This window comes from Nocardia brasiliensis IFM 10847, from assembly GCF_000710915.1.
Classification (GTDB): domain Bacteria; phylum Actinomycetota; class Actinomycetes; order Mycobacteriales; family Mycobacteriaceae; genus Nocardia; species Nocardia brasiliensis_A.
This window is the reverse complement of the sequence record NZ_BAUA01000149.1, coordinates 11,683-31,344: the sequence shown is the minus strand read 5'-3', so window position 1 is coordinate 31,344 and position 19,662 is coordinate 11,683. Positions and strand designations below refer to the sequence as shown.

The 19,662-nt window shown below is 68.7% G+C and carries 9 protein-coding genes; 3 read left to right on the top strand and 6 right to left on the bottom strand.

What is annotated here, in order from left to right; all coding sequences use genetic code 11:
• Positions 1-29 precede the first annotated feature (29 nt).
• The 5 genes from NBRGI_RS28345 to NBRGI_RS28325 form a co-directional block, all read right to left on the bottom strand.
• Entirely contained in the window at positions 30-1,136 is a 1,107-nt protein-coding gene (locus tag NBRGI_RS28345; RefSeq protein ID WP_148310974.1) for a phosphotransferase, read from the bottom strand.
• A 52-nt stretch (positions 1,137-1,188) separates the two neighbouring features.
• Positions 1,189-1,938 carry an SDR family NAD(P)-dependent oxidoreductase gene (locus NBRGI_RS28340; RefSeq protein ID WP_029900260.1) on the bottom strand — a complete coding sequence of 250 codons (750 nt, stop codon included), beginning with the start codon at positions 1,936-1,938 and terminating at the stop codon, positions 1,189-1,191.
• 272 nt (positions 1,939-2,210) lie between these two features.
• Positions 2,211-2,804 carry a TetR-like C-terminal domain-containing protein gene (locus tag NBRGI_RS28335; protein ID WP_029900259.1) on the bottom strand — a complete coding sequence of 198 codons (594 nt, stop codon included), beginning with the start codon at positions 2,802-2,804 and terminating at the stop codon, positions 2,211-2,213.
• A gap of 36 nt (positions 2,805-2,840) precedes the next feature.
• Positions 2,841-11,873, bottom strand: a complete 9,033-nt coding sequence (locus tag NBRGI_RS28330) for a non-ribosomal peptide synthetase (RefSeq protein ID WP_029900258.1) — start codon at positions 11,871-11,873, stop codon at positions 2,841-2,843.
• Entirely contained in the window at positions 11,873-15,739 is a 3,867-nt protein-coding gene (locus tag NBRGI_RS28325; RefSeq protein WP_029900257.1) for a non-ribosomal peptide synthetase, read from the bottom strand. Before NBRGI_RS28325 ends, NBRGI_RS28330 begins: the two co-directional genes overlap by 1 nt.
• Before the next feature lie 255 nt (positions 15,740-15,994).
• Between NBRGI_RS28325 and NBRGI_RS28320 the strand changes: the two genes are divergently transcribed.
• Genes NBRGI_RS28320 through NBRGI_RS28310 form a run of 3 tightly spaced genes read left to right on the top strand, consistent with a single transcriptional unit; the run spans position 15,995 to position 18,633 of the window.
• Positions 15,995-17,071, top strand: a complete 1,077-nt coding sequence (locus NBRGI_RS28320) for a GSCFA domain-containing protein (protein WP_051728087.1) — start codon at positions 15,995-15,997, stop codon at positions 17,069-17,071.
• Positions 17,034-17,729: an SGNH/GDSL hydrolase family protein gene (locus NBRGI_RS28315; RefSeq protein WP_029900255.1), complete on the top strand. Its 696-nt coding sequence runs from the start codon at positions 17,034-17,036 to the stop codon at positions 17,727-17,729. The genes NBRGI_RS28320 and NBRGI_RS28315 overlap by 38 nt, the downstream gene beginning before the upstream one ends.
• Positions 17,730-17,757: 28 nt before the next feature.
• On the top strand, positions 17,758-18,633 hold the full coding sequence (locus tag NBRGI_RS28310) for a TauD/TfdA dioxygenase family protein (protein WP_029900254.1): 876 nt from the start codon (positions 17,758-17,760) through the stop codon (positions 18,631-18,633).
• Here the strand turns inward: NBRGI_RS28310 and NBRGI_RS45510 are convergent.
• Positions 18,585-19,328 carry a hypothetical protein gene (locus tag NBRGI_RS45510; RefSeq protein WP_051728086.1) on the bottom strand — a complete coding sequence of 248 codons (744 nt, stop codon included), beginning with the start codon at positions 19,326-19,328 and terminating at the stop codon, positions 18,585-18,587. The genes NBRGI_RS28310 and NBRGI_RS45510 overlap by 49 nt on opposite strands.
• Positions 19,329-19,662 lie beyond the last annotated feature (334 nt).

Here is a 19,662-nt window from a genome sequence, read left to right as displayed (position 1 = left end):
CAGCGGCTGCCTGCAATTCCATGGTGTGCCTACGCTTTCGAGGAAAAATCGCTGATCGAGTGGATGCGATCGAGCACCGGCGTCCACTCGGCTCCGATAGCCCGCAGCACCATCCAGTCCCGGACGGCGTGGGACAGGACGTAGTCGGCGCGGGCCGGGTCACGCCGCGCGCGCCACTGCGCGATCAGCGCGCGTTGCAGGCTGCGCGCCGCGGCCGCGATCGGCAGCAGCGCGAGCGCGGCACGGTCGAGGGGACGCACGCTGAGATAACCCGTCAGCAGATCGAGCCCCCGCCGCCACGGATCATCGCCGGCATCGAGTTGATTCGACACGGCGATGGCGACATCGAAGAGTTCCGCGGTGCGGCCGGTATCGCCGAAATCGACGATGCCGCAGACATATTCCGGGCTAGCGGCATCGACAAGAATGTTGTGCGCGCTGAAGTCTCCGTGCACCACCTGATGGTGGAGTCCGGGGACACGGTCCTGCACCTGGCCGGCGTAGGCCTCGAAGATTCGCTCGCCCGCTCTGCGGTCCCCGAGATCGGCGACCTCATCGAGTAACGGCCGAAGTGCCGGGAAATATCGCAGATCCCAGGCGAGGGTCCGGTCTTGCGCGGGGTGGGCGAATCCGGCCAACGCGTTGGTGATCGCCGCTTGCATCCGGCCGACTGCGGCGAGTTGCGCTGCGGTGGGCTGGTTTTCACTCAACGCGGAGCCGGGCAGGAACTTCATCACCCGCAATACGCGCGTCCCGGTCGCGTCCGCCGGCATCAGGTCGTATTCGTATGCTCCCTCGATCCCGGGCAGCAGCGCGGGAATCGGCAGGTCCGGGGCCACCGCGGCGATATGGCACAGCACCGCGGTCTGCAGGTGCACGACGCTCGTCGCCTCTTGTGTCCCACTGACTTTGACGAGCAGTCGCTCCGCTCCATCGTCGAAGAAGAAGGTGTCATCCTTCTCGGTCGAGATCCGGGTGAGGTGGCCGCTACGCCCGAAGTACTGACGCAGTGCCGCACGGACAGTCCGTTCATTCAGTGGACGTGTGGCACCGCTGAGCCCGCTGGCCGCCATGAGTGCGTCGAACCGGGACTTCGCCGACGGGGACGGCGCGTGAAACCCGTTGGTGCAGGGCATGTTCACTCCTCGAAGCAGGACTGGATAGGCTCGGCTGCCGGTACGCCGACATCTAGGTGGCGACCCAGCCGCCGTCGATCAGCAGGCTCGAGCCGTGGATGTACCCGGCCGCGGGCGAGGCCAGGAAGGCCACGGCGGGTGCGATATCGCCCACTTCACCGACGCGACCGGCCGGGGTGGCGTCGAGCATCCGCTGCTCGTAGTCCGCGTCGGCGAGCAGATGGGCGTTGATACTGGTCCGCACGTTGCCCGGGGCCACGGCGTTCACCCGGATCCCCTTCGGCGCGAACTCCGTGGACAGCGATTTCACCAGGAGTTCGACCGCGCCCTTGGTGGCGCAGTACGCGGTCGAGTTGGGGAATCCGACATAACCGCAGATCGACGAAACGAAGATCACCGCGCTGCCCTCGCCCAGGTGCGCCGAGGCGGCGCGGGTGAGCCGGAACGGGGCGCGCACGTTGACCGCCAGTTGGAGGTCGAGTTCGGCATCCGGCGTTTCGGCGAACGGCGTCGGGAGAAAGACACCGGCCGCATGGACCACGATGTCGATCGACCCGAACCGCGCGAGCGCCGCGGCGACGATCGCGTCCGGCGCCTCGTCCGCGGTGAGTTCGACGCTCAACCGGTCGGCGGTCGCACCGAGCTCGGCGCGGACGGCGTCCAAGCGTTCTTCGTCGCGCCCGACCAACAGAACCGAGGCGCCGCACTCGCTGAGTTCGCGCGCGATCTCCGCGCCGATGCCCGAACTCGCGCCGGTGACGACCGCGACCTTGCCTTCGAGTGACGTGTTTGCCGGGGCCATTGATGATCCTCTTCTCCACAGGGAATACGAACTGCTCTGCAGGACAAGGGGAATCGGACAAGCACACGTGTCTTCCGGTTACCCGGCGCGCCGGGCCCGAATCCCTAATGTAAGCATTCCTGCATTAAGAGAAGTATGAACCCGGCCACCCACTAATGCAAGGTTTCTTGCAAAGTGGGCCGCGGGATCGCCTACGCCTTCGAGGCCAGGGCGCGAAAAGACAACCGCCGCACCGGCATGGTCCGGTGCGGCGGTTCAGTGTTCGGGTGCGCTCAGTCGCCCTCGGTCAGGGCGCGGTCGACGAGACGCTCGAGGTCGAGGTCAGGGGCGGAGTAACCGAAGATCGCGCGGAGATAGATGGGTGCGAGGACGATGTCGAATATCCGCTCCACCGTGGGCGGATCGCCACCGTTCGCGGCGCGGTGGTGGTCGATCGCCTGCTGGATCTGCGCCATCCGCCTGCGCAGGTACGCCGCCGCGTCGACCGTCGGCCGGGCCTCATCCTGGGCATACAGCGCGGACCGGGCCATCGCCAACGCGCGATAGAAGGCGAAGCCCTCATGCGTCTGCACCTGTGCGGCCACGGCATTCGACCACTCCAGCAGATCGCGCCGCAGATCTCCGGAGTCGGGAAACGGTGATTCCTCGATGAGCTGGGTGACCGCGACGTCCAGCACGAGTGACTCGATCGTGCCCCACCGGCGGTACAGGGTGACCTCGTGGACGCCGGACCGCTCGGAGACCTCCCGGATGGACAGGACGTCACGCCCTTCACCGAACAGCGACCGCACGGCGTCGTGCACCTTCTGCCGCGTCCGTGCCGTGCGCCCGCCGGGGCGGGGCCGACCAGGATGTGTCTGAGTCATACGAAAAGGGTAGACCAGATTGCAACTTGAGCTGCGTTAAGAAGCCGGGCGGTGGGCGTGGACCTCCTCGTTGATCGCCTCGGCGATGACGCCGGCATGCGGCGTCCGGACTATGCCGTAGTGGGTGGTCTCCACCCGGTGCGATCGGGTGGACGCCGCCAGGTGATCAGACCAGTCCTGCTGCCGTACAGTTGAACTCGGCCCGCTGGTGGCCGATTGCTCGGCCAGCCACAGTTCGCTGGGAGTGTCCGTCAGGCGCGGAAGCCGGTGCTCGACCATGCTGTTCAAGTTGGCGCGACAGCACTGAGCCAACCGTTCGGCATAGGCGGTGGCCGCCGCGACACCCGCGGTGTCGAGTTCCCTGGCAAAGACATCATCGAGCCGAGCCTGGTTGTAGACACGCACCAGCGCGCCCGCGCCCGGCGGGGGCGGATCGATCAGGTGCAGCCTCCGCGCGGGCTGCCCGGCAGCTTCCGCCTCGGCGGCCATCCCGATCGCGACCCAGGCCCCGAAGGACCACCCGGCCAGCTGCCATCGCCATTCCTCGGCAGGAAACCGCGTGCGCAGAGCGGCGTAATAGTGGCGGGCCCGCTCGGTGACCGTCCAGGAAGGCGCAGTGTCCTGCCGCAAGGCCGGATCCGCGATGAGACACACGGTGACCCGCGGTGCCAGCGCCGAGACGAGTTCCCGATAGGCCTGGATGTCCCCGCCGACCGGATGCACCAGGCACACCACGTCGCGGCCGTCGCCCTCCTGCCACACGTCCAGTACGACGTCCTCCGGCCCGGCCGCGCCCGCCGCCTCGGCGAGGCGGGACACGATCTCGTCGAGGCACACCCGATGGCTGAGCCGGGCGAGTTCCAACTCGACCCCGAACTGCTGTTTGATCGTGTCCAGCAGATCGAGCATGGTCAGCGAGTCGGCACCGAGGTCGTACAACGACGCGTTCCGATCGAGCTCGTCCAGACCCAGGACCTCGCACAGCTCCGCACGCAGCAGCTGTTGCGCCGACTCGAGCGCCACCGCACTGCCCGCCGCCGTCGTGTCGGTCGGCGCGGCGGCATAGAAGGCGCGGGCATCGTCCAGATCGGTGGTGCAGACCAGCAGCTGCGGCAGCTGCGCGCCGAGGGCGCGAGCGAACACTCGCTGTCCCTCCGCGACGGTGAGACCGACGGCCAGATGCGCACGGTGCCTGGGGTCTGTGGGCAACGCGCGCAACGCCATTCCCGTCTCCCGCCACACATCCCAGCCGATACTCACCCGCACCGTCGTCTCTCCGGCACCGCCTCGATACCCGGCGAATCCGTCGAGCAGTGCGTTGGCGGCGGCGTAATCGAGCTGGCCGATGCCGCCGAACCAGGCCGCCATGGACGAGCAATACACGGCGACGGCGGGCCGGTGCAGCTGGATCAGCCGCTCCGTCAACAGGGCTCCGCGCAGTTTCGCCGCGCTCCACTGCCGCGCGGCGGCGGGGTCGCGACGAGCGATCAGCCCACCCGCCGCCACACCGACCGCGTGTACGACACCGTCGAGCCGGTCCACCCGCTCGCCGATGCGGCGTACCAGCCCGTCGAGATCACTCTCGACCAGATCCGCGATAAGCACCTCGACCCGATCAGCCCAGGGCGACAACACTTCTGGAACCTGCGCCCGGCGGGCGAGCAGCACGACTCGCTCCGCACCGTTATCCAGCAGCCATGCGGCCGCACTCGCTCCGATGCCGCCGGTCCCGCCGAGCACCAGGTGCACACCGGCCGCCGTGGGCAGTGCGGCAGTCGCATCCGCTGCGACGGGCGACACCTGCTGCCGCCACCAAAACCCTTGCCGCAGCGCGAGTTGCTTCGGCACCGAGGCACCGACGTCGAACCCGCTCAGCAATTCCGCCAGCGGGGCGGCCCATTCGACAGGATCCGTCCCGGGCAGATCGATCCACGAACCGGGCACACCCGTCTCCTGGGTGCCTACTTCGCACACCCCGGCAAGCAGATTCGGCTCCGGGCGGCGGACCGGGCCGTCCACCGGGCGTGCCTGCGCCGACAACCACCACACCCGAACTCGTTGCGCGACAGCGTGCTCCGCCATTACGCGAAGCAAAGCCGCCGGGGTATCGACACACGCCCGGGTCGCGTGTTCGACGCTGTCCGGTCCCACCGGCCCGCTGACGCGCAACGGCAGCGCGTGTAGCCACTCGATCCCGGCGCAGTCGGTCTCGGCCAGCACATCCAGCACCTGTCGCAGCGAGTCGGAATCCGCGGCGTCCACCTCGAAGACGTCTGGCGCCACCCGCCGGTACTCGCCACCGGGGACAACCTGGACGACACGTAAGTACGTCTGTTCGAAGGGCGCAACCACTGCCGGCTGGAACGGCGCATCGGCTACCAGGACCAGCAGGCGATTTCGCGGCGGTACCGGCGCGGCACCCGCGCGGCGCGTGCGAACCCAGTGCGGCTGGGACAACCAATCACCCTCGGGTAGTCGCCGAGGACCGCTCGCCTCGACCGAATCCGGCTGGGGTGGTCGGCTTTCGGCACGGGCGAAATCGCAATCGATGAGATCGAATACCGGAGGCGGGAAGTCCCACGGCGACTGCGCCGGTCCCGCCTGCCAGCCGATGGATCGGCCCGACAACCAAGCCGCGGCAAGTTCCTCCGGCGGTAGCGTCGCGGGCACCTGATCTGAGACCACGTCCACGGCGACCACCGATCCCGTCCGCAACCACCGGACCGCGTCGGTCACGTCGGCACAGAACGCGGCCATGCGCCAGCGTTGCTCGGGGCGGCCCGCTTGCAAGTGACGCAGCACCTGCGGATACGTTCGGGGGTTCGCCGCGAGGTACGCGGCGATCCGCACGGCATCGGCGCGCAGCGCGGCGGCACTGCTACTCGAAAGCGTCAGGCAGGCAATCGGTTTCGCTTCCGACACGTCGACGGCACCGGCTTCGAGCACGACATGCGCGTTCACACCGCCGATGCCGAAGCTGCTGACCCCGGCCACCCGCGGGCGGTGCGGCGGCCACGGCTGTGCTTCGGCGGGAAGGTAGAACGGATCGAGATCGCCCGCGAGCTGCGGGTTGGGCGCCCGGAAATCCACTGTGGGCGGAATCAATCCATGATGCAGCGCCAGGGTCGCGCGGATCAGCCCGATCACACCGGCCGCCGCGCCCAAATGACCGAGCTGACTCTTGACCGTCGACAGCGCGCAGCCACCTGACTCGGTCGATGCCAAGGCCTGACGCAACGCGCCGACCTCCACCGGGTCGCCGAGGCGGGTGCCCGTGCCGTGCGCCTCGACGTAGGCGACCTCGGCACCGCGACGACCGCTGCGGCGCAACGCGGTCCGGATCACCGCGCGCTGCCCGGCGAGCGCAGGTGCGGCGTACCCGATCTTCGCCGCGCCGTCGTTGTTGACGGCGGAGCCGGTGATCACCCCGTACACGGTGTGACCGTTGCGGCGTGCCGCGGACAGCCGCTCGAGCACGACCACCCCCACCCCGCTCGCACCGATCGTGCCGCCGGCGTCGTCGCTGAACGGGCGGCAGTGCCCGTCCGGCGAGAAGATGTGCTGCGGCCGGTAGCGATACCCGCCCGTGAGCGTCGGGTCTACGAGCACGCCGCCGGCGAGCATCACCTCCGCTTCCCCGTTGCGTAGCAGTCCGGCCGCGAGGTGCACGGCCACCAGCGAACTCGCGCACGCGGCCTGCGCGGTGAACACCGGGCCGGTCAGGCCCAGATGGTAGGCCACCTTGGTGGTCAGGAAGTCTTTGTCGTGGTGCAGCGCGAGCTGGAACTCGTCGGGCAGCAGCGCCGGGTCGGCCTCGCGCAGCATGGTTTGGAAGTAGGTGTTCTCCCCGCACCCCGCGACCAGGCCGACTTCGCGCTCGGACGGGTCGGCGATGCCCGCGTGCGCGAGCGCCTGTACGCAATTCATCAGCAGGTGGCGCTGCTGCGGGTCCATCAGCGCGGCATCGCGCCGGTTGATTCCGAAACGGTCGGGATCGAATGCCAGCAGACCCCGCATCTGACTGCGTGCCCCGACCAGATCTGCCGGCGCATCGAAGAATTCGATGCCGCGATCGGCGCGGCACACCATATCCCAGAAGCCTGCCAAGTCATCGGCACCCGGCAGCCGGACCGCCATGCCGACGACGGCGATCGGATCGTCCGCCGCGACATCCGGCGCATCCTGGGCGGCAGACGCAGGCAACCCGTCCACGAAACGGGCCAGGGCGCCGATGGTGACGTGCTCGAAGAGGTCGGCGACGGTGAACTGGAGACCGAGTTCCGTACTGCAGTACAGGTGGAAGCGCATCAACGCCAAACTTGTTGCGCCCGCGCCGAAGTAGGTCTGACCCGGTCCGATCGGTACACCGGTCGCCGTTTCGAACGCGGCGGCGAGTTCCGCTTCGCGGCCCGACCAGTCCGCTTGGACCGGAGTACGGATCAAATCCTTGCCGGGCGCGCTCGCGGCGGCGCGGCGGTCCAGCTTGCCGCTGGGCGTCCGCGGTAACTCCGGCACCAGCCGGAAGCGGTCGATCCGGACCTGGGCGGGCAACAACCGCGCCAGATGCGCTGTCAACGCGGCCATCTCCGGCGCCACGTCACGGCATTGCAGGCAGGCCACCAGCGCACCACCGTCGCGCACCACCACAGCTTGCACGACGCCCGGGAACCGCAGCAGCGCGGCCTCGAGCTGGCCCAGCTCCACCCGGTGTCCACTCACCTTGATCTGCTCGTCGTCGCGGCCGACATAGTGCAGCAACCCCGCACTATCGAAGAACGCTCGGTCACCACTGCGATAGCACAGCCCCACACCCGGCACCTCGACGAACCGATCCGCGTTCGCACCGGAGTCCCCCAGATAGCACCGCGTCGCCATGACCCCACCGATCAGCAACTCCCCCACCGCCTCTGGCGGCACCAGGTGACCGGCCTCGTCCACTACGCGCAGCACCGCGTTGTCGACCGCTTGTCCGACCGCGGGCCGGTCCGGCCAGCGCAGGGGATCGGCGTCCAGGCAAAGGCTGCTCACCACATGCGTTTCGGTCGGCCCGTAATGATTGAACAGCCGGGCTCCCGGCATCCCCGCGAACCACCGCCGAATCGCGTCGGTCGCCACCAATTGCTCCCCCGCGGTGATCACCTCGCGCAGCCTCGCCGGATGACGTCCGGAGCGAACGCCGTGCTCGGCCAGCAGCTGTAAAGCCACATAGGGCAGGAAGATCCGCTCCACCCGGGCGGACTCCAGCTGATCCAAAAGGGCGGACATGTCGTGCCGCCACTGCGGCCGCGCCAGGTGCAGGCAACCCCCGCCGCACAGTGTCGAATAGATCTCTTGGAACGACACATCGAACGACAGCGCGGAGTACTGCTGCGTCACGGCCGCGGCACCCAGCCCACCCGAATCCGTCTGCCAGCGCAGCAGATTGCACAGCGTACGATCGGGCACCTGCACACCCTTCGGCGTCCCGGTGGAGCCGGAGGTGAACAGGATGTACAGCGGCCGCGTTCCGTCTGCCGCGTCTGCTCTCCCACCGCTGGGCAATTCGTCGCGCGGCTCGGTTTCCGGAGCCACTACGTGGCGGGCGATAGCGCCGTCATCGATGACATCCCAAGCGGTGACCGCATCCGGGGACAGGAGTACGCGAAGCGGCTCGGCCTGCTCGAGCATCTGACGTAGGAGCGCTGGCGGATAGGCCGGGTCCAGCGGGAGCGCGGTCAAGTGCAGGCGCGCCAAGGCCAGCAACGACACCACATGTTCGATCGACGGCTCGAAGAACAGGGCCACGCACTGTAATCCGTCATCCGAACTCGAACGCGCCTGCCGCGCCGCGATATCAGCCGCGAGGGCGGCCGACAGCGCATCGAGCTGGGCGTAGGTCACCGTGCGCCCGCCCGCGTTCAGCGCAGGGGCGGCGGGGGTCAACGCGACCTGCCGGGCGAAGCCCTCGGCCACCGTCGTGAACGACAACGGCACCGATGCACCACGCCCGGACTCGGGTAGACCACTTCGGTAAGGAGCCGCGAGATCGGCCGGTTTCGCGGTGCCGTCTTCGAGTACCGCGTCCAGGCCACGCTCGAACAGCGCCGCCAGCGCCGCCACCTCGGCGGCGTCGAAGTGATCCGCGGCGTACTCCCACAGCAGGTCCGCCCCGTCGGCACGCTCGACCACCGACAGGGTCAGCGGGCACTTGGCCTCCGGTGTGGCGATCCACCGCGGACGCGTCGTGCAACCGGGTAGCGCCAGCGCCCCGAAGTCGGTGTTCTCCAAGACGAACAACGTGTCGAACGGCACGCTGTCACTACCGAATTCGGTATCGGCGAGCACATCGGCCAGCGCCACGTCCTGGCGGTCGAGCACCGCACGGACGCATTCGCCGAGCCGGCGCAGCTCGGCGCTCGCCTCGGCGCTGGGCCGGACCGTCAGCGGCAGCAGCACGGTGTTCGCGAACATCCCCACGCTGGTCTCGAATTCGGACAGGGGACGATTGGCCACCGGGGCGGCGATCCGCAATCGGGTGCGTCCGGTCACCGCGTACAGACTCCACGCGAAGACCGCGAGCAGCACCTGAAAACGAGTGAGGCCCAGATCGGCGCACAACCGGTCCACCCGGCCGTGGCGATCGGCGTCGAGCGAGGTGTGCACCAGCCGTGCGGCGGCGAACGGCCGTGCCAGATCGGGACGCAACGGATCGTTCGGCTCCCCATTCGCGTAGTGCCGGGCCAATTCGAGCCGTTGCGTCCGGTAGGCCGCACTGCCGAACCAGTCCTGCTGCCAGGCGGCGAAGTCGAGTGGAGTCGTTGCCGCGCCGCGGTTTTCGATGGACTCGCCCGCGTAGGCCGCCGACAGGTCGGCGAAGAGCACGCCGAGCGACCAGCCGTCGACGGCGATGTGATGCAACCGCAGCAGCAGGGTGCCGCCACCGTCGTGGGCGAGCCAGCAGGCGGCGAGCATGCGCGGCTGCGCCAGATCGAAAGCGACACCGAAGAATCGGTCGGCGAAGTGGCGTCGCGTGTGCTCGTCACGAGCCGCGGCCACGTCCGGCGTCACCCACGGGTCGTACGGCTCGCCCACCACCTGGCGCAGTCCCGCGGGCGCGGCGGCGAATCCGGTCCGCAGCGCCGGATGCCGGGCCACGACCGCGCACAGGGCGCGACGCAGCGCCGCTGCGTCCACCGTGCCCGCCACCTCGAAGGCCAGCGCGACGTTGTACGCACGCGATCGTGGTGAACGCTGCTGTAGCAACCACATTCGCTGCTGCTCGCTGGTCGCCGGCGCAGCCACGGCGGCCTCCCGCGTCGGCAGCGACGAGTACGCCGTGCCTGCGGCCCGCCCGGCGTCGATGGCCGCGGCCAACTCCGCGAAGTCCGCTTTCAGCACTAGTCCCGGCGGAATATCGCAGCCCCAACGCCGTTGCACGAGGTGCCGCAAGCGCAGCGCCGCCAGCGAATCGCCACCGCAGGCGATCCACCGATCGCCGAGCCGCGGGTCCGGCAGATCGAGCACCTGCCCGATCACCTCCAGCACCGTCCGCTGCCAGGCGGCGACCTCGGCGGGCGCGGTGTCGGCCCGCCACGGCCGATTCGCGTGGCTCAGCAGCGCGACCTGATCGACCTTTCCGTTGGCCGTCAACGGCAACGCGCCGACCCGGTAGAGGCGATGCGGCCGCATATAGGTCGGCACGGTGGCGGTCAGATGCCGATCCACCTCCGCGAACGGCAGTTCCGGGTCGGTCACCAGATACGCCAGCAGCTCCGCGGGCCCGTGGTCGCCGGTGCGGTGCGTGCACGCGAAGGCCTGCCGCACCCCCGGATGCGCCATCAGCTGGCGCTCCACCTCCCCCGGCTCGATCCGGAAGCCGCGCACCTTGACCTGCCGATCGGCGCGGCCGACGTACTCGATATCGCCGTCCGCGTTGCGGCACACCAGATCACCGGTGCGGTAGAACCGTGCACGACCCCCGTCGTGCCACGGCAGTCGCACGAAGCGTCGATCGGTCTCCTCCGGCAGATTGCGATATCCCACCGCGACACCCGCGCCGGACAGATACAGCTCGCCGACCTCACCCGTGACCGCGCTCCGTGCCGCGTCTGGCACGACCACCAGCGTGCCGGTCTCCGGCAGCGCCCGCCCGATCGGCACCCGCTCGGCCGAGTACTCCCGCGGAATCGGATGGCACAGTGCGAACGTCGTGGTCTCCGTCGGCCCGTACACGTTATACAGCTGAGTGCGCGCGGCCGCGTTGTCGCGGTACCACCGCCGCATCAGGGTGACGTTGAGCTGTTCCCCGCCGACGAGCACTTGGCCCGCCGTGGCGAAGCAGTCGGGAACGGCGTCGACCACGGCGTTGAACAGCGCTGTAGTGGTGAACACCGTGTCGACGCGGTTCCTGCGCAGGGCCTCGGCCAGCCGGTCGGGCGTCTGTGCGGTCGCGTCGTCGATGATCACGCAGCACCCGCCGGTCACCAGCGGTACCCACACCTCGAAGCTCAGCGCGTCGAAGGCCGGATTGGACAGGCACGCATAGCGATTGCCTGCTGCGATCGGGATGTAGCCGGGCCGGGCCAGCCGCAGGATTCCCGCGTCCCGCACCTCGACGCCCTTGGGCAGTCCGGTCGTTCCCGAGGTGTAGAACAGGAAAGAAGCAGCAGCCGGTGCGCCAGGCGGTCCGGGCACTGCGCGCTCGCCGGTCAACAGCGCCGAAACCGGCAGCGACAGCAGTGATTCCGGCAGTTCGACGCCGCCGTCGTGCACGACCGCCACCGCGGCCGAGTCGCGGAGAATGTGGCCGCGCCGATCCGGTGGGCTCTGCCGGTCCAGCGGCACCACCTGCCCGCCGAGCCGCAGAATGCCGAGCATGACGCAGACCAGCTGCCACCCACGGGGCAGCGCTACCGCGACGGCGTCTCCCGGACGAACGCCGTTGTCCGTCAAAGCCAGTGCCACGAGCGCGCCGAACGCGTCGACGGTCGCGTAGTCCAGATCACGTCCCCCGTCGCACAGCGCGACCGCGGCGGGCGTACACCGAGCCTGATCGTGGACCGCGGCGGCCACGCTCGGATCGGCACCCATCACGACTCCACCGCCGACACCACGTCCGACAACCGGGCCAGCTCCGCGACGATGAGCTCGGCCACCCGGGGCAGTTGATCGCCCTCCAGCATCTCCCAGTGGCCGCACTGCACCGGCACCACCGACAGCCCGCCACCGGCGCGATCTCGCCAGAAGTCCGCGGCCGCCGTGTATTCCGGTGTATCGGCCGAGCCCGACACGGCCTGCATGAAGACCACCCGCGCCGCCGATTCCGGTGGCAGGTAGCGGCAGCCGGTCTGCCGATTGTGGTTGTAGATGCGCAGGTATCGCTCGATCTGCGCGTCATCGATGCCCGGGTACATGCCGTTGAACCGCACCAGTTTCTCGCGGAACTCCTCCGCCGCAACGGGTTCGATTGTCGCGGCCGCCGCGAGCCCGTGGGTGTCGAGCAGCACCACACTCACCTGGGTGTGCCCCTGTGCCGTCAACCGGCGGCCCATTTCGTAGGCCACCAGGCCGCCGTAGGACAGCCCGCAGAGCACCACCGATTCGGCCGGATCCGGATCTATCAGCCGCAGATAGTGTTCGGCCATGGCCGCCACGGTGGGCAGCGGCGACTGCCCCGGATCAATGCCGGGCGACTGCAGACCCTGCACGGTCGTCGTCTCCGGCAGTGCCGCGGCCAATGGCAGATAGCAGAAGGCCGTGCCACCGGCCGGATGCACGCACACCACCCGCTGCCGTCCGGTACCCGCGCGCAGATCGATCACCGTGCTGTCCGGTGCGACGTCGACCTCCGCGCGCAGATGTGCGGCGAACGATTCGATCGTCGGATAGCGCATGAGGTCCGGTATCGGCACCGGTCGCCCGAACTCCGCGGCGATGGCGTCGGCTACCCGGATCGCCGAGATCGAGGTGCCGCCGACGTCGAAGAAGTTGTCGCTGATCCCGATGGCGGGATGCACCAGCACCTGACGCCAGATCCGGTACAGCGCCATCTCCACGTGCTCGCGGGGACTGGAGGTGTTCACCCGCGCCGCGTATTCGGCGCGGATGCGCTCCAGCAGAGCGGGCCGGTCCAGCTTTCCGCTGCGGTTCAACGGGAACGGGTCGACCTCGGCGACGATGGCGGGAATCATGTAGTCCGGCAACCGATCCGACAGCGCCGTCCGCCATTCGTGCGCGGATCGACCCGTGTCGCTCCCGGCCACGGCGGCGATCAGGCGTGGCTCTCCGTTCGGCGCACGGTCGACGAGCACCATCGCCTCCCGTCCGCCCGACACCGCCAGCAGCGCCGCCTCGACCTCCCGCGGCTCGATCCGGAAGCCGCGCACCTTGACCTGATCGTCACTGCGACCGACGAACTCACCGATGCCGTCCTGACGCCAGCGGGCGCGATCGCCAGTGCGATACATGCGCTCGCCGGCCGTCGTCGGATCGGCGACGAATCGTTGCGCGGTCAGATCCGGCCGATTCAGGTATCCCCGGGTCACCCCCGCCCCGGCGACATAGACCTCGCCCACCACGCCGGCGGGTACCGGCCGCAGCCGATGATCGAGGATGTACATGCGGGTGCCCGGCAACGGTCGGCCGATGGGGCACGGCCGTTGCCGCGGTTCGGGATCGATGTGCGCCGAGCTGTAGACCGTGGTCTCAGTCGCCCCGTAGCCGTAGAGGACGCGCAGCCCGGGCAGCACCTGCCGCAACCGTGCCAGCGCCAGCTCGGACAGAGCTTCGACCCCGGACTTCAACTGCCGCAACGACGATCCGGCCAGCCGCCGGTGCGGGTCTTCATCGAGCCAGCGCACATAAGCGGGCGGCAGGAACGCCTGCTCGATGCGGTGCTCACGCAGCCACTCCAGCAGCGCCGCAGGATCGCCCCGCAACTGCTCGGGCACGAGGTGCAGAATGCCGCCGGTCGTCAACGGCAGCAGCATTTCCTGCAACGAGGCGTCGAAGCCGATGCTCGACCATGCGGACGCGGGCGCGCCGGGCAGCGCACCGAACCGTTGCAGCCACTGGTCGAGCAGATTGACCAGCCCACGATGCGGCACGGCAATGCCTTTCGGCCTGCCCGTGGATCCCGACGTGTAGACGACGTAGGCCAGATTTGCCCCGGCGGTCTCCACGATGGGAGCGTCGTCGCGGTCGGACTCCTGTTCCACCGCGGTCACCGAGAGCCATTCGGGTGGACGGGATTCGGCGTCACTCAGCACCAGTGCCGGTTCGGCGTCGCCGATCATGGCGGCCAGCCGGTCCGACGGCTGAGCGGGGTCCAGCGGCAGATAGGCCGCGCCCGCTTCGAAGATGGCGAGCATGCCGACCACCAGCTCGGCCGAGCGGCGCGCGTGCAGGCCGACCACCTGGTCACGGACGACACCGCGGGCGATAAGGGCGTGCGCCAACCGGTGCACCCGCCGACGCAGCGTCGCGTAATCGAGCCGTTGTGTCCCGCAGACCAACGCGAGCTGATCCGGCCGCTCCCGCGCCTGTACCTCGAATCGCCCGACGACGCCGTCGGGAGCGAACGGCTGCGTCGCCGCTCCGATGCTCCACTGCTCCAAGATGATTCGCTGCTCGGCAGGGTCCAGCAAGGCAAGGTCGACGACGGCGCGATCGGGGTGCTCGACCATCTGCCGCAGTACGCGCAGCAGATACCGGCCGTAGCGTTCGATCGTGGTCCGTTCGAACAGCGCTGTGGCGTATTCCAACTCGACGACGAGCCGGTCGTCCTCCTCGACCAAGCCCAGGGCCAGATCGAATTTGACCGGGGCATCGTCGATCTCGAGCGGCTCGACCTCGACGCCGGGCAGCGCCAACCGCCCGCGCAGCGCGGGGAACTGCGCGCACGCGGTCTGGAACAGCGGCGTGTGCGCCGGACTGCGCGGCGGCTTGACCAGCTCCACCACCTGTTCGAAAGGCAGGTCGCCGTGTTTCAGCGCGCCCCGCAAAGCGCCGTGCACGCGATCGAGAAGCGTTGCGGTGGTCGGTGCTTCGGACAGGACGACGCGCACCGCCAGCGTGTTGACGAAGAACCCGATCGCGTTCGACAGCCGCCCGCGGCCACGGTTGGCGCTCGGCACCCCGACGACCACATCGGACTGACCGCTCAACCGCGACAACAACACCGACCAACCGGTCAGCGCGGTGGTGAACAGCGTGGTGCCGTGCGCGCGGGCCAGTGCGCGCAGGTCGGCGGCGAGGCGCTCGTCGAGGACGAACCGCACCCGGTCCCCGTGATGATCCTGTTCGGGCGGCCGCGGCCGATCGGTGGGCAGTTCGAGCAGCGGCGGGGCACCGGTCAGAGTCCGCGCCCAATAGTCGGCCTGCGCGGCAGGTTCGGCACCGGCCAGCCACTCCCGTTGCCAGCGCGCATGATCGGCGTACTGCTGCGGTAGGGGCGGCAGGTCGGCGGTGCCGTCGACGAGCAGCGCGGCGTAGAGCGCACCGAGATCACGCAGCAGAATCGTCCGCGACGTGCCGTCGTAGACGATGTGGTGCACCGTGATGAGCAGTACCCGGCGCTGCGGCGCGAGCACGGCCACGTCGGCCCTGGCCAGCGGGCCGCGCACCGGGTCGAACGCCGCGCCGGCATTACGCCGGCGCAGGTCGGCCAGACGCGCTGCGGCGTCGCAAGATTCGGTCAGGTCCACGAACTGCACCGCGAAACCGGTTTCGGCCGGATCGATCACCTGGTGCACCTCGGCCCCGCTCGGCACCAGCCGGGTGCGCAGCGCCTCGTGCCGCGCGGCCAGCGCGTCGAGGGCGCGGGCGAGGATCCGGTCGTCCACCGGCCCGCGCAGCTCGAAGGCCATCGCTTCGTTGTAGGCCACGCTGGCCTGGCCGTGCTCCGTCAGGATCCACAATCGCTGTTGTCCGAAGGAGAGCGGGGCCTGCTCATTCATACGATCCACCAAACTCTTTCCAGCCGAGCTCAATTCGAGCCTGATCAATCGCCGGCACACGTCGGGCGATCATCGTGTGGTGGATGCTCTCACGCCGAAAATCATTCGGGCATCACCTAAAAATCAGTTACGTTGTAAGAACAGGGTTATCGTCCGGTGATAGCGCCGCGGTCAATTGTCCGCCGCCGCACGAATTTCGGAATCAGTGGCTAGCATGGCCGTCCAGCACCAGATTTCGACGAGGGCGAGGATCCGATGACCGAGGAAGTGGCGACCATTGCGGCCGCGAGCCCGAATCCTTATCGGTCATTGCCGGTACGCGCGTTCTGGCGTCCGGCCGTCGCCGAGCCCGACATATCCGCGATCAGCGACGTCTGGACGCCGAAATTCGCGATCGGCCAGGACGACCCGATCATCACGGCGGGCTCGTGTTTCGCAGCCCGGCTGGGCCCGGCCCTCATCGAGCACGGAATGAACTGGTTCGACGCCGAACCCGCGCCCCCGGGACTGTCCGCCGACCAGCGCCGCGAAGGCCACTACGGCGAGTTCTCCTTCCGGACCGGCACCATCTACACCGCTGCGGTGCTTCGGCAGTGGCTGTCCTGGGCGTTCGGGGCGTCGGCGCCGCCCGAGCAGGCCTGGCAGGACGGTGACCGGTTCTACGATCCGTACCGGCCCGCCGTTCAAGCCGGCGGATTCGCGTCGGCGCGGGAGATGCTCGCCGCCCGAGCCACCACCTTGGCGGCGATCCGCGACGCGGTCACGACCGCCGGTTGTTTCATCATCACCCTGGGGCTCACCGAGTCCTGGCGCGATGCGGTGCACGACACCACCTACCCGGCTTGCCCGGGAACCGTGCGCGGCACCTTCGACCCCCAGCGACACACCTTCCACAACGGCACATTCACCGACATCCACACCGATCTGACCGAGGCCGTCGCGCTGGCCCGCGCGGCCAATCCGGGACTCCGGATACTGCTGACGGTTTCCCCGCAGCCGATCACCGCCACCGCGACCGACCAGCACGTGCTCGTCGCCAACGCCGACACCAAATCCCTGTTGCGCGCGGTGACCGGCGAGGTGGCCCGGGAGTGCGCCGACATCGACTACTTCCCCTCCTACGAGCTGATCACCGGCGCCCCGTTCCGCAGCGCGTTCTTCGCGCCGAATCTGCGCGCGGTGACACCAGAGGGCGTCGACTTCGTCATGGGCCATCTGCTGTCCGCGCTCGCGGCCCGCACGGTCGAACCACAGCTCGCGCGCCTCGGTGCCCCGCTGACAGGAGGAGATGTCTGTGACGACGCCGTCCTCGACTACTACAGCCCCCGCTAGATTCCTGCTGCTCGGCGATTCGCACACCGGGCCGATCGGCCGCGCCGCCGAAGCCGCGCGAATCCCGTTCCAGGGCGGGCCGATCGGCGCCGGGCGCGAGTTCACCGACGACTTTTTCGAAGCACGCACCGACGACGTAGTCTTCGGTAAGCCAGAGGCCGAGCAGTACTACCGGAAGTTCCTCGGCGAACTGGGCATCACCACCCTGGGCGAGTTGCCGGTGCCGCTGGTGAGCACTTTCGGCTTCGCCGCGCATTTCGTCGCCACCACCGAGAACTGGTCGTTGTATCGGCTGCGCGACAACACGTTCGAACCTGGGTTCCTGGGCAGCGCACTGTTCGATGCCATCGTCACGGCCGTGATCCGCGATGCCCTGGCCCTTTATCGGCACGCCCGCGCCCTCGGGCTGCGGGTACTCGCCGTGCTGCCGCCGCAGCGAGTGCCCCCGCTCGCCGATCCGGCGGTGTTCCTGGCCGCGCAGGAGACGATCCGCCGGGCGGTCACCGCCCTCGGCGTCGAGGTGGTCGATCTGCGTGCCCGGATCACCGACGCCACCGGTTTCCAGCGCCGCGAACTGTGCCAGGCCGACGACGAGATCCACGGCAACCTGGCCTGGGGCCGAATCGTCCTGCGCGAGTTGCTGGACCGCGGACTGTAGACCCGACCACCGCTATCAGGAGGAAGCCGTGCAGCGCTACGAACTCGAAGCCATCGAACGCATCACCACCAGAGAGCCACGGGAGTACCGCACCATCGAGGTCGAAACCCTGACCCCGATCATCGGCGCGCAGATCTCCGGCGTCGATCTGTCCCAGGAACTTTCGCAGGAGCAGCTGCGAGAGGTCAAGACCGCCTTCCTCGATCATCATGTGCTGGTCTTCCGCGATCAGATCATCTCGCCCGATGATCACAAGCGCTTCGCCGGATACTTCGGTGAGCTGCGGCCGGTGAATCCGCCTCCGCCGGACGGTGATCCGTACATCCTGGAAATAGCCACCTCCGCCGAGGCCGCCAATGTGGCCGGAAACGGCTGGCACGCCGACGGTACCGACAACCCGGAGCCCGCGCTCGGATCGATGCTCTATCTGACGCAGGTTCCGGAGACGGTCAGCGGCGGTGACACGTTGTTCGCGAACATGCACCTGGCCTACGAGATGCTCTCACCGGTCATGCGCGAGTTCCTCGACGGTCTGACCGCCATCCACGACGGCCACGTCGCACTGAAGGATTTCGTCGCCCCGCCGGGTTATGTCATTCCGCGCAACGAACATCCGCTGGTGGTAAGGCATCCGGAGACCGACCGCAAACTGCTCTACGTCAACCAGGGCTACACCGAATCGATCCCGCAGCTCTCGCGCGACGAGAGCCGCGCGCTGCTCGACATGCTGTTCCGGATGGTGCCGGATCGGGCCCTGCTGAGTTGTCGCGTCCGCTGGTACCCCAACACCCTGGTGTTCTGGGACAACCGCTGTGTACAGCACCACGCGACGTACGACTACTACCCGCACACCCGCTACGGGCAGCGTGTGGCGATCAACGGCGGTCCGCTGAAGGGCTGCTGAGTCCCGCGCGCGAGGCTGTCGGCCAGCCCGGCAGCCAACCGGTGCCAGATAGCTCGCTGCCCGGCCGGATCGTCTCCGGCGCAGGCCAGTACGCCGGCGCGGATCCGGGCGAGCGGGTAGGTCGCGCCGTAGGCGCGCACGTCATCGGCCGCGAACGCCGCCGCCGTCGCCGCGGCGTTGGCGGCCGCGTTCGCCTCGGCGTGCACGCGCGCGTTCGCCTCGGTGTTCATCTCGGCGTAGCTGTCACCGAAGCTTCTGGCCTCCGCCGCGGCATAACCGTGCGCGACGGCATAGGAATTCGCGTCCGCCGCGGCGGCAGCGTACGCCTGCGCGTACGGGTAAGCCTGCCGGTAGACCTGTCGCAGCGCCGGTTCGAGCGCCGCAGCCCACTCGGTTTCGGCGATTCGCTCCCCGGCAACAGCCCGTAGGTGCAACGCCCGCAGGGCAACCTGGGCCTGCGGCGACTCGGTCCACCGCGCGCTCGCCGCGACCAGCTGGGGACCGATCGAGTGGGCGTACCAGTCGTGCACCACGGCGAGCGTCCTCGACTCGACGGCGTCTTGCCGTTCGGCATCGATCCGCTGTCGCCACTGCTGCGCCGCGGCGGAATCGATTTCGACGCAGATCATCTCGACAATCCGGCCCAGCCAGGTCGGTGCACCCGAGTGCGCCGGCACCGATCGATCAGCGGTCATGCGCTACCTCCTCCGTTCGAATGCCCGAGCATAGTGCTCGACACCAGGTTTCGAATCAGGACCGGAACCGTCGCCGACCGCGACGCCGGGCAATCACAAGAACATCACAGGGGCATCAATTTTGCCGAGCGACAGATAACTTGCCCAGCTCAGGGCTATCGGTACGCGATTCGGACCGACCAGCCGGATCTGCTCCGGTCGCATAGCATGGGCCGACCAGCTGAGAATCGCGTAGCCGGATACGAACGGCCCACGCCAGCCGAATTCCTATATCCGAATATCGAATTCGCGCGTCGAAACACCGGGAAATCCTCGGTGCGTGCAGCGCGGCACC

Excerpts from the sequence above, each read along its gene's own strand:
- NBRGI_RS28345 (WP_148310974.1), bottom strand. The coding sequence starts at position 1,136 with ATGCCCTGCACCAACGGGTTTCACGCGCCGTCCCCGTCGGCGAAGTCC.
- NBRGI_RS28340 (WP_029900260.1), bottom strand. The coding sequence starts at position 1,938 with ATGGCCCCGGCAAACACGTCACTCGAAGGCAAGGTCGCGGTCGTCACC.
- NBRGI_RS28335 (WP_029900259.1), bottom strand. The coding sequence starts at position 2,804 with ATGACTCAGACACATCCTGGTCGGCCCCGCCCCGGCGGGCGCACGGCA.
- NBRGI_RS28330 (WP_029900258.1), bottom strand. The coding sequence starts at position 11,873 with ATGGGTGCCGATCCGAGCGTGGCCGCCGCGGTCCACGATCAGGCTCGG.
- NBRGI_RS28325 (WP_029900257.1), bottom strand. The coding sequence starts at position 15,739 with ATGAATGAGCAGGCCCCGCTCTCCTTCGGACAACAGCGATTGTGGATC.
- NBRGI_RS28320 (WP_051728087.1), top strand. The coding sequence starts at position 15,995 with ATGACCGAGGAAGTGGCGACCATTGCGGCCGCGAGCCCGAATCCTTAT.
- NBRGI_RS45510 (WP_051728086.1), bottom strand. The coding sequence starts at position 19,328 with ATGACCGCTGATCGATCGGTGCCGGCGCACTCGGGTGCACCGACCTGG.